General features: G+C 50.5%; 7 protein-coding genes and 1 pseudogene. 7 read left to right on the top strand and 1 reads right to left on the bottom strand.

Annotation, left to right across the window (positions count from 1 at the left end; all coding sequences use genetic code 11):
- Positions 1-51: 51 nt before the first annotated feature.
- The 7 genes and pseudogenes from ACYVUT_RS08490 to ACYVUT_RS08460 all read left to right on the top strand — a co-directional run bounded on the left by ACYVUT_RS08490 (position 52) and on the right by ACYVUT_RS08460 (position 8187).
- A complete protein-coding gene (locus ACYVUT_RS08490; RefSeq protein ID WP_484501852.1) occupies positions 52-1440 on the top strand; it encodes an amino acid permease in 1389 nt (462 codons plus the stop codon).
- Between the two features lie 208 nt (positions 1441-1648).
- The gene (locus ACYVUT_RS08485; protein ID WP_439775447.1) at positions 1649-2500 is read left to right on the top strand and encodes an SAM hydrolase/SAM-dependent halogenase family protein; all 852 of its coding nucleotides are present in this window, start codon (positions 1649-1651) and stop codon (positions 2498-2500) included.
- 25 nt (positions 2501-2525) lie between these two features.
- Entirely contained in the window at positions 2526-3086 is a 561-nt protein-coding gene (locus ACYVUT_RS08480) for an ECF-type riboflavin transporter substrate-binding protein (protein WP_484501851.1), read from the top strand.
- 11 nt (positions 3087-3097) lie between these two features.
- Positions 3098-4816: an ABC transporter ATP-binding protein gene (locus ACYVUT_RS08475; RefSeq protein WP_484501850.1), complete on the top strand. Its 1719-nt coding sequence runs from the start codon at positions 3098-3100 to the stop codon at positions 4814-4816.
- Positions 4809-5636: an energy-coupling factor transporter transmembrane component T family protein gene (locus ACYVUT_RS08470; RefSeq protein WP_484501849.1), complete on the top strand. Its 828-nt coding sequence runs from the start codon at positions 4809-4811 to the stop codon at positions 5634-5636. Before ACYVUT_RS08475 ends, ACYVUT_RS08470 begins: the two co-directional genes overlap by 8 nt.
- A 435-nt stretch (positions 5637-6071) precedes the next feature.
- Positions 6072-7451, top strand: a pseudogene (locus ACYVUT_RS08465) (aldehyde dehydrogenase family protein); the annotation flags it as partial.
- Between the two features lie 232 nt (positions 7452-7683).
- Positions 7684-8187, top strand: a complete 504-nt coding sequence (locus ACYVUT_RS08460) for an ECF transporter S component (protein ID WP_439775451.1) — start codon at positions 7684-7686, stop codon at positions 8185-8187.
- A 108-nt stretch (positions 8188-8295) separates the two neighbouring features.
- Here the strand turns inward: ACYVUT_RS08460 and ACYVUT_RS08455 are convergent, their stop codons facing one another.
- Positions 8296-11274 (bottom strand): EAL domain-containing protein, encoded by a 2979-nt coding sequence (locus ACYVUT_RS08455; protein ID WP_484501848.1) that lies wholly within the window; start codon positions 11272-11274, stop codon positions 8296-8298.
- Positions 11275-11391: the final 117 nt, after the last annotated feature.

Raw genomic sequence — 11391 nt, 5'->3', positions numbered from 1 at the left:
ATCATTAAAACAATTATGCACTAATATTATTTTAATTATTTAGGAGGACAGATGGCGAAAGAACACGAAAACGCGGACGGAACGGTCCGGTCTTTATCGAACCGGCACGTACAGATGATTGCCATCGGGGGCACAATCGGGACTGGTCTCTTCTTGGGGGCCGGCAGCACAATCTCTGCCACCGGGCCGTCAGTCATTTTGATTTATGCTTTTATGGGTGTCTTCTTCTTCTTTATGCTGCGGGCATTGGGAGAAATGTTTTACTCAGACCCCAACCACCATACCTTCGTTTCATTTATTACTAAATACCTGGGGCCTGCGGCGGGCAACTTTGCCGGCTGGTCCTACTGGATCGGCCTGCTTTTTGCCTGCATGGCCGAACTTACAGCGGTCGGGACCTACTTCCAGTACTGGTTCCCGCACGCGCCACTTTGGCTGGTTGAGCTTATCTTTTTAGGAGCCTTGACCCTGCTGAACTTAACGGCAGCTCGCCTCTTTGGGGAAACTGAATTCTGGTTTGCCATGATCAAGATCATCGCTATTATTTCCATGATCTTGACCGGGATCTTCCTAGTGGCGGTCCACGCAAAAACTCCAGTTGGCTATGCTTCTTTAAGCAACTTGACCAAGAACTTCAAGCTGGCGCCAAATGGCACTTATGCCTTCTTTACGGCCTTCCCGATGGTCTTCTTCTCCTTTGCGGGGATTGAATTCGTGACCATTACGATCGGGGAAGCCGCGGACCCGCACCGGGTGATTAAGAAGGCGGTAAACGAGACCCTTTTGAGAATCTTGATCTTCTACATCGGTACTTTAACCGTGATCATGTGCGTGGTCCCTTGGCGGTCAGTGTCTGCCTCAAGCAGTCCGTTCGTCCAGGTCTTCCAGCTGGCTGGCTTCACCACGGCAGCTTCAGTTTTGAACTTCGTGGTTCTGACTAGCGCGGCCTCAGCCTTGAACTCAACCATCTTCTCAGCTGGTCGACACTTCTTCCAATTGGCAGAAGAAGCCCACCGGGGCAGCTGGCTGAAGAAGCATTTTGCCAAAATCTCCCCGAATGGGGTACCGGCAAAGGGAATCATGATCTCGGTTCTGTTCTCTTTGATCGCGCCGATCCTCAGCTTCTCAAACACGGCGATTGAAGCCTTCAGCATGGTCGCCGGGGCAACCAGTGACATCTTCATCCTGGTTTACGTCCTGGCCCTGCTGGCTCACCGTAAGTACCGCAAGTCCAGCGACTTTTTGCCGGACGGCTTCAAGATGCCTTTTTACCAGGTAACCAGTCCCTTGACGATTGCCTTCTTCCTGGTCATCTTCTTCAGCCTCTTCTTCGTCAAAGAAGATGTCTTCGGCGCCAGCCTGGCCACAGCCTGGGTCATCTTCTTCGGTGGCTTCTGCTACTTCCACCAGCGGAGGAAGGAAAAGCAGGCCGATAACTAAAACTGAATCAAACAGATTATACAGTCATGACCGTGTCATGGCTGTTTTTTGTTGATAATGTTAGCTTTTCCGGTAAAAAGTAAGCGAAAACAAGCCTAAAAAGCTGGACGTTTTTGTGAAATCCGAATGCTTTTCTTGACATAAACTGGCAAAGAGAGTATCTTAAATAGATATTAAAAATTAAAAACGATTGAAAGGCGGAATTTGGATGGCATATAATAAAATGTTGGTCCTGCAGACAGACTTTGGTTTAGTAGATGGGGCGGTCAGCGCCATGCATGGCGTGGCTCACACGGTCGCCAGTGACATCAATGTCTCTGACTTGACCCATGAAATCCCACCTTACGACATTTGGAACGCCTCTTACCGGCTTTACCAAACCATCAAGTACTGGCCAGCAGACACGGTCTTCGTTTCTGTCGTTGACCCAGGCGTTGGCTCTGCTCGCCGGTCAATCGCCGTCAAGACCAAGTCCGGCCACTATGTCATTACCCCAGACAACGGGACTTTGACTCATATTTACAAGTATGAAGGGGTGGAAGCTGTCCGGGTGATTGATGAAAACAAGAACCGCCTGCCGCACTCCCAGGAAAGCAACACCTTCCATGGCCGGGATGTCTACGCTTATAACGGGGCTATGCTGGCCAGCGGGCAGGTGGCTTTTGAAGAATTGGGTGAAGAAACACCAGTCGACAGTCTGGTGACTCTGCCGGTGATTGAACCCCGCCTGCAAGGCGACACGGCCGTCGGCACTATCGACGTTTTGGACGTCCGCTTTGGTTCCTTGTGGACCAACATTCCTCTGGAAATGGTTAAAAAGCTGTCTATCGACCGGGGCGACAGTCTTTTGGTTACCATCTTGCACCAGAATGTGGCCGTCTACCAGGAACACATCCCATTTGTCCGGTCATTCGCGGAAGTCAACCTTGGCCAGCCGCTGGTCTACATCAACTCCCTGGTCAACATCGGGATTGCCCTCAACCAGGAATCCTTTGCCGCTGTTCACCACATCGGTACCGGGACCGACTGGCAGGTCAAGATCAGCAAGGTCAACAAGTAAAAAATAGGAATTGGAGAGAATTATTATGAATAAGGATATGTGGAAGTTAAGTCCCAAGAACATCGCCGCCTTGGGAATTGGATCAGCCGTTTTCGTGATTGTCGGCCGTTTTGCCTCAATCCCAAGCGGTTTGCCAAACACCAACTTTGAACTGGTTTACGCCTTCCTGGCCATGATTGCCATGATTTACGGGCCAACGGTCGGCTTCGGGGTCGGTTTTATCGGCCACGTGCTTTTGGACCTCATCATGTACGGGCAGACCTGGTGGAACTGGAACTTCGCGGCAGGCTTTTTGGGCTTCTTGATTGGCCTCTACGCTTTGCGCGTTAACATTGACCAAGGTGAATTCAGCACCAAGGAAATGGTCATCTTCAACGTCGTGCAGGTTGCAGCCAACGCTATCGTTTGGTTCCTCTTGGGGGCCGTGGGTGACATGGTCTTGAACAGCGAACCAGCTGCCAAGGTCTTTGCCCAGGCCGGCTTGACCACCTTGATGGATGGCTTGACCATCGCGGTTTTAGGCACCATCCTGCTTAAGCTTTACGCCGGCAGCCGGGTCAAGAAGGGCAGTTTGCACAAGGATTAAGGAATTAATATATGACAAGTCTGATTCAGTTTAGAGATTTTTCTTTTCAGTACGACAGCCAGCAGGAGCCAACCCTCCGTGACATCAATTTGACGATTGAGCAGGGGGAAAAAGTATTGCTGGCCGGGCCCTCAGGGTCTGGCAAGTCAACCCTGGGCAAGTGCTTGAATGGATTGATTCCCAACCTGGATAAAGGGACGATCACAGGCCAGTGTTTGATTGATGGCAAGGACATCAGTCAGACTGGCCTGTTTGACTTATCTTTTACCACTTCAACCATTCTCCAGGACACTGACGCCCAGTTTATCGGTTTGACGGTCGGGGAAGACATTGCCTTTTCCCTGGAAAACGACTGCGTGCCCCAGGACAAAATGAAGCAGGTGGTGGACCGCTGGGCCAAGGAGCTGGATCTGGGCGACTTGCTCAAGCAGTCCCCGCAAAGCCTATCGGGCGGGCAAAAGCAGCGGGTGGCCCTGGCTGGGGTCTTAGTCGACGAGTCCCCGATCCTGCTCTTTGACGAACCCTTGGCCAACCTGGACCCAGCATCAGGTTACAAGACCATGCGTCTTATCGACCAGATGCAGAAGAAGTTCGGGGCCACGGTTATCATTATTGAGCACCGCCTGGAAGAAGTCTTGGCTGAGGAAGTAGACCGGATCGTCTTGGTTGATGATGGCCGGATTTTAGCTGACCAGAAGCCAGATGACCTGCTCAAGGCTGACCGCCTGGAAGCTGTTGGGGTCAGAAATCCCCTGTACCTGGACGCCATGAAGACGGCCGGGATTGATTTGAATAAATTGGACAAGTTGACTCCGCTGGAAGATCTGCCGGTTGACGGGGATGTCAAGGAGAAGCTTTTGACCTGGCAAAACAGCTACGAACTGCCGGCTAAAAAGGCAGCTGGCAGAGAGCTCTTGACCTTGAAGAATGTCGGCTTTGCCTACAGCGTCGATCAAAAATACCCATTAAAAGACGTTAATGCCGTCATCAAGGAGGGGGACTTTGTCTCCATCGTTGGACAAAACGGGGCGGGGAAGACCACCCTTTGCCGCTTAATCTGCGGTTTTTTGCAAAACACGGGCGAGATTGCCTGGAAAGGCGAGGATATGGCCGGCTTGTCCATCAAGGAGCGGGCGGACAAGATTGGTTACGTGATGCAAGATCCCAACCAGATGATCAGCCAGACCATGATCTTTGATGAAGTGGCCCTGGGTCTGCGCTTGCGGAAAGTGCCAGAAGACGAGGTCAAGGAAAGAGTGGCCAAGGTGCTCAAGATTTGCGGCCTGTACCCCTTCAGAAACTGGCCGGTTTCCGCCCTCAGCTTTGGGCAAAAGAAGCGGGTGACGATTGCCGCTATTTTGGTTTTGGAACCGGCCCTCTTGATCTTGGATGAGCCGACGGCTGGCCAGGACTGGAAGACCTACACGGAAATCATGTCCTTCTTGAAGGAATTGAACGAAGCCGGCAAGACGATCATGATCATCACCCACGATATGCACTTGATGATGGAATACACTGACCGGTCACTTGTTTTTGCCAAGGGACGCTTGATTGCCGACACCACGCCGGTTGATCTTCTGACTGATGAAAAGCTGGTCCAAGAGGCCAGCCTCCGCCAGGTCAGCCTCTTTGACCTGGCCCAGCACTACGGCCTGCCGGATCCAGAAGGTTTTGCCCGCAAGTTCGCGGCTTATGAACGGGAAAGATTGGGGGAAGACAGAAATGAATGATGCTGTTTTAGGCTACACGCCAGGGAAGACCTTTGTCCACCGCTTGAGCGCGACCACCAAGCTTTTATTCTTGATTATTACTTCGGTGGCCTGCATGGTGACTTATGACACCCGCTTTTTGCTGATCGTGTGCATCCTGTCTTTGGCCTTGTTCAAAGTTTCCCAGGTCAAGTGGCGTCAGGTGTCTGTCGTGGTCAACTTGATCATGATTTTCGCGGTCTTGAATTTAGTTTTGGTTTACGTCTTCCAGCCCAGCTACGGGGCTGACCTTTACGGCAGCAAGCACGTCTTGCTGGGCAGCGGCTTTTTTGCTTTAACGGCTGAGGAAACTTTTTATCTCTTCAACCTGATGCTCAAGTATATCTGCGCCGTACCGATCGCGATCTTGTTCCTGCTGACGACCAATCCCAGCCAGTTTGCTTCCAGTCTGAACCAGATCGGGATCAGCTACCGTTTCTCTTACGCCTTTTCCCTGGCCCTGCGCTATATTCCAGACATCCAGGAAAGCTACTGGGCGATCTCCCATGCCCAGCAGGCCCGGGGCAATGAGATTTCCAAGAAGGCCAAGCTGGCCGACCGGGCCAAGGGGACGGTCAACATCGTCATGCCTTTGATCCTGTCCAGTTTAGACCGGATCACGGTGATTTCCACGGCCATGGAGCTGCGCCGGTTCGGGTCCAAAAAGAAGCGGACCTGGTATACTTCCCAAAAGCTCAAAGGCAGCGACTGGCTGAGCTTGGGAGTGGCGGTTTTGCTGGTTCTCTTGATGCTTTACTTCTGGCACCTAAACCAGGGCCGCTTTTACAACCCATTTAAGTAGAAAAGAAATTTAAGGACTCGTTTGAGTCCTTTTTATTTGCAAAAAGCAACTAAATTACAGAGGCCAAGTGAAAAAGTTACTGAACTAAGACCAGGTAAAAAGACTTTTACCTGGTCTTTTTAAGTGAAAAAAGGAGAATGCAGGTATCCAAATCAGAGAATCACTGCTAAAAAATGCTGAAAAATCGCCTTTTAACTTTTGTGATAGAAATCGCTATCTTTTGCAAAAGTGGAAAAGGAGAATAAAATAATTTGTTCACAAAATCAAAAGACAGGTACCGCTTACATCGTTAATAAGGCAAATTATAAGGGAAAATCAACTTCTTGTGTCGTTAAAAAAGAGGGATTTTACCCTCTTTTCTTTTTTCTAAATGCTGTTATAGTAGTAATTGATAAATATATCACAAGAAATAAACGAAAAGCAGGAGACGATATAATGCCTAAGCAAAGCGCTGTTAACGTGGAAAAAGCAGTTGAAACTGAAGATGAAATCTACCACAATGTTGATATTTTGGTTGATAAATCACATGAAGCCTTAGCTCAAATGGACGACTTCAGCCAAGAAGACGTGGACAAGCTTTGCCAAGTCATTGAAAAAGTTGGCGAAGACAATGCCCGCCGCCTGGCCCAAATGGCAGTTGACGAAACTGGCCGGGGCAAGGTTGAAGACAAGGTGACCAAGAACACCTACGCTTCCCAAACCATCTGGGAAAGCATGAAGGACATGAAGACGGTCGGAGTGATCGAAGAAGACAAGGCAGAAGGCTTGATGAAGATCGCTGAACCGATCGGGGTCATCGCCGGGGTAACGCCAGTCACCAACCCGACTTCCACGGTTATCTTCAAGGCCATGATCGCCATGAAGAGCAAGAACACCATCATCTTCGGCTTCCACCCGCAAGCCCAAAAGTGCTGCGTGGAAACGGCCAAGCTGATCAAGGAAGCTACGGTGGCTGCCGGGGCACCGGAAAACTGGATCCAATGGATTGAACACCCAAGCCTCACGGCCACGACTGCCCTCATGAACAACCCAAAGGTGCAGATGGTCTTGGCAACTGGCGGCCCGGGCATGGTTAAGGCAGCCTACTCAACTGGTAAGCCGGCCTTGGGCGTGGGCCCAGGCAATGGCCCGTCCTACATCGAAAAGACGGCCGACATCGAACAGTCAGTAAACGATATCGTCTTGTCCAAGACTTTTGACAACGGGATGATCTGTGCCTCAGAAAACTCCGTCGTTGTTGACAAGGAGATCTATGATCAAGTCAAGGAAGCCTTCTTAAAGCGCCACTGCTACTTCTTAAAGCCTGACGAAATCAAGCTCTTTGAAGAACACTTCATCGACCCGCGCCGGGGGACGGTAGCTGGCCCGATGGCCGGCAAGAGCGCGGTCAAGATCGCTGAAATGTGCGGGGTGACCGTGCCGGCTGACACCCAAGTCATCGTGGCTGAATACGAGGGCGTTGGCCCGAAGTACCCATTGTCAGCTGAAAAGCTGTCCCCGGTCTTCACCCTCTACAAGGCAGAAAACAGTGCCCAAGCCTTCAAGATCTGCACCGACCTCTTGAACTACGGCGGCCGGGGCCACACTGCCGGCATCCACACCCAAAACAGCAAGGTCATCCGCAAGTTTGCCTTTGCCATGTCTGCCTGCCGGATCCTGGTCAACAGCCCGGCTGCTCTCGGCGGGATCGGCGGGGTCTACAACAACATGATGCCATCCTTGACCCTGGGGACCGGTTCATACGGGGCCAACTCAGTTTCCCACAACATCACTGCCAAGGACCTCTTGAACATCAAGACCGTGGCCATGAGAAGAAAGCCAATCCTGTAACATAAGCTATTTCTGCCATTAAAATCAAGAATTATCAGTCATAAATCCGAAAAGGCCAAGCTATCCTCCGCTTGGCCTTTTTCTTTCCCAACATTATTAATTTCTTTTGTTTGCTCATATTTTTTCTTATTTTTTGTAAGGAACAAGCTTAAATAAATCTGAAAAAGTGATAGAATAGTAAACATAGTCACTAAACGAATAAGATGGAGGAAAAAACATGCAAAAATCATGGTCAGTCAAAAGAACCGCCGTCGTCGCCGTTTTGATGGCGATGAACGTTGCTTTGTCTTCATTCAGTATCCCTGTCCCGGGCGGTCACCTTTACTTCAATGACGTGGTCATCGTGGCGGCAGCCCTGCTGCTTTCGCCGTCAGAAGCCTTTGTAGTTGGCGGGGTGGGGGCCTTCCTGGGCGACTTCCTTTTCTACCCGGCGCCCATGTTTGTCAGCCTCTTCTCTCACGGCTTTGAAGCCTTGATCATCTCTTACTTCGCCCATAAGTTTGCCGGCGAGCAAAAGAAAGTCATCTTGGGTGTTCTTTTAGGCGCGGCCGTGATGGTGACTGGCTACACCCTGGGCCGGGCCTTCGTCTACGCCACTCCGGCAATTTCTTTGGTCAAGTTTCCCTTTGAATGCCTGCAGGCAGCCGTTGGGGCGACCTTGGGCTACAGCCTGGTCTTTAAGGCCGGCATTGAAAAGCAGTTCCAGCACCGGCTGCGGTAAAAATTGCCAAATATAGAACAGAACGAAAGTAAAAGAAGAAAGAACGAAAAAATCCACCCGCGAGGGTGGATTTTTAATGTTCATTAAGCTAAATAAAAGCACTAAGCACTAATTGTAGATAGACGGTCCGCCATTAATCTGGTTGCGGCCGCTTTCCTTGCTCTTGTAAAGCATTTGGTCGGCTTCCTGGATCATCTTGTCTACTTCGTCTGCCGTCTGGGCCTGGCCGTAGACGTAGCCGGCAGAAATATGAATGTCGAATTTTAAATCCAAAATTTTGACCTGCTCCAAGAGCTTGCGCACTTTTTGATCATCCTCTCGCAAGAGCTGCTGGGACTCAAAGTCCTCGATGATCAAGAATTCATCGCCCCCATAGCGGTAGCAGTGGCCGATCCCATAGACGTGCAGGAGAGTTTCGGAGATCTTCTGCAAGACGGCGTCCCCGTAAAGGTGGCCGAATTTATCGTTAAAAGTCTTGAAGTAGTCGATGTCGATCATCATGACCACGATGTCTTTTTGAGTCAAATAGCCGAAGTCCCGGTCAAAGCTGCGCCGGTTCTTCAAAGTGGTCAAAGGATCGCGGGCGGCTTCAATCTGTAAGGCAGCCAGTTCGTCCATCCGGCTGGTAACGTCAACGGTAAAGCCAAGCAGGCCGCTGACCGCGTCTCCTTCGTAGACAGGCGAGAGGTAGTAGTGGAAGGTTCGGCGATTGCCATTGACATTGAGAGTCAAGTAGTCGTCCAAGGCCATTCCGTCTTTTAACAGTTGGCTTTCCCGCTTTTGGTAGTCCAGTAGCTCCTTGTTCCATCTTCCGCTGCTCTTTTTGTGGAGGATGTCTTTGAGATTTAAGCCGAGATAGTCCAAAAAGCGTTGGTTGGCGCCTAAATATTCCAGCCGCCGGTTTTTCCAGAAAAAGCCAACATTGCTGCTTTCCAGCAGGGCCAGGCGGATCTTTTCAGAATCCAGGTCTCCGTTTTGCCCGATCCAGTTCTGGTAGACTTGCTGCGGAGTCCGGTTCTTGACCTTGTAGCCATCTGTGAGAAAAGCGGCCAGGTTGTCGGTTTTGGAAATCAGCTGCAGGCGGATCTTGAACTGTTCTTGGTCAGTGATCCAGTCAAACTGGGCAATTTCATTGACCTGTCGGCATTGATCAACACCGGTCCAGAAGCGGCTGTAGTTGCCGGTAGCCGCGCTGTTGCAGGTTCTGATGAATGAATCTAAGTCCGCGTAGCCCAAGTGCTCGGTCCAGGAGCGGAAAGCGCTGTTACTGTAGACAAGATTAGCCTGCTGATTCTGGACGATGAAGATGGAGTTAGGGTGGGGATTTTCAAAATTATTGTCCAGTCTACTTTTGGTCTCCAGGTAGGGATCAAGGACGTTAATATGGCTTAAGCCGGTAAAGAGAGCCCGTTCTTCGACGTTTTCAAATTCCAGCTTGCTTTTCCCAATCTCTTCTTCTGGCAGTTCTTTAGCTAAGAGCCGGCCTTGCGTCAGCATGACGCCAAAAGAATGGATAAAGTTGAGCATGCCCTTGTCTTCAACGCCCTTGACGATGGGGACGATCTTGAGCAAGCGGGACATGTTGATGATCGAAGCCAGGATGATCTTGGCCCTTTGCCGGTTGCTGGTGAAGCTGCGGACGTCGACTTTGAGATAGTCGAAATTATATTCCAGCAGAGTCTCAGTTGACAAGTCGCTGTTTTCGCCGCCATAGCGGTCCAGGCAGATCTTGAAGCCCTTTTTTTGCAAATTAGCCGCGGCCGTTTTTAAGTGTTGGTGGTCAGCTGAAACCGGCTGGGCCATAAGGTCAAACTGGATCATCATATGGGGAATCTGGTATTTCTGGGTGATTTCGACAACCTGGTCGGCAAAGCCGTCGAGGTTGAAGTCGCTGGGCGACAGGTTGATCGAGATGGGAATGGTAGGCAGATTGTCGGCCCGCCTTTGACTCAGCAGGCGGCAGGCCTTATCCAGGACATGAAGATCAAGCTGGTAGACCAAGCCGCTTCTTTCCAAAACTGAGATAAAGCGGCTGGCTTTCAAAGTTGCTTTGCCTGGCTCCTGCCAGCGGGAGACGGCTTCCAAGCTGCAAACCTTTTGGGAATAGAGGTTGAAGATCGGCTGGTAGTAGACTTTCAGCCAATTCTGGCTGAGGGCTTCTTCAAAATGACCGATCAAATAGTCCTGCAGCTCAAAGTGCTTCTTGACTGAATTATTGTAGATCTGGTAAGCCTTCTGTCGGTCGTCGCCCATGTGGCGCAAGGCCAGGTAGGCCTTGTCGACCGCGCTGGTGGCTGATTCAGGCTCTTTAACCTGGTAAACGCCCGCTCTGAGCGTCGTGATTTTGTCAGCGGAAAAAGTGGCTGTCTTCTTTTGAATCTCCGGCAGTACCCGCTTGAGCTGGACCGGGGCCGTAATGGTCAAGAAAGAGTCATCAACATAGCGGAGGGTCAGTCCCTCAGGGAAGCAAGCTCGGATTATTTCCCCGCATTTCTTGACAAACTGGTTGCCCTGCAGAAAGCCGAAATGGTCATTGTATGAACGCAGGGAGATAATGTCGAAGTAGATTACGTCAACTTGGCCGGATCGGGCCAGGAGCTTACTTAAAAAGTCATCTCCAAACTTGCCAAAATAGCTGGTGTTGGGCAGGCCGGTCAGGAGGTCGATGTCGGGAGACTCAAGCTGCTGGCGGGTTTGTTGGCTTTGGTCGTTGCCCAGGTCAAAGTAGGTGACCAGCAAAAGAGTAGTTCCATCGCTAGTCTTGATCCGCTTGGAGTGGGCAAAAAGGGTATGGTACTCGCCCTTGATCGACAAGCGGTAGGTCAAGTGACATTCCGGGTACTTGACGGCGGCAGCAGAAAAAGTCGCCAGGTGAGCAACGTCAGCCGGGTGAACCCGGCCAAAGCTGTGGTGGTTGAGGTATTCCAGCATGGACTGCCGGTCAGACCCCACCATCTTGCAATAGTCATCGGAAACCAGCAAAACGTGATATTCACCATCGATGACCTGGAGGACGATAAGCGGCAGAGGCGTTTTCTCGTATCTTACTCGTTCTTGATCACTGAACTGATAAAGCTTGTCTGCCATTGTGCCTTCCTCATGTCATGAAAAAATTAACGTGTCTTTTATAAAAATTATAGCACTGATTGAATTTTGCAAGAGCTGATGAAAGAACTTTCAAACAAGAGAACTACTTAAAAAAAT

This window comes from Lactobacillus sp. WILCCON 0059 (assembly GCF_057197985.1).
This window is presented reverse-complemented; position numbering and strand designations above follow the sequence as displayed.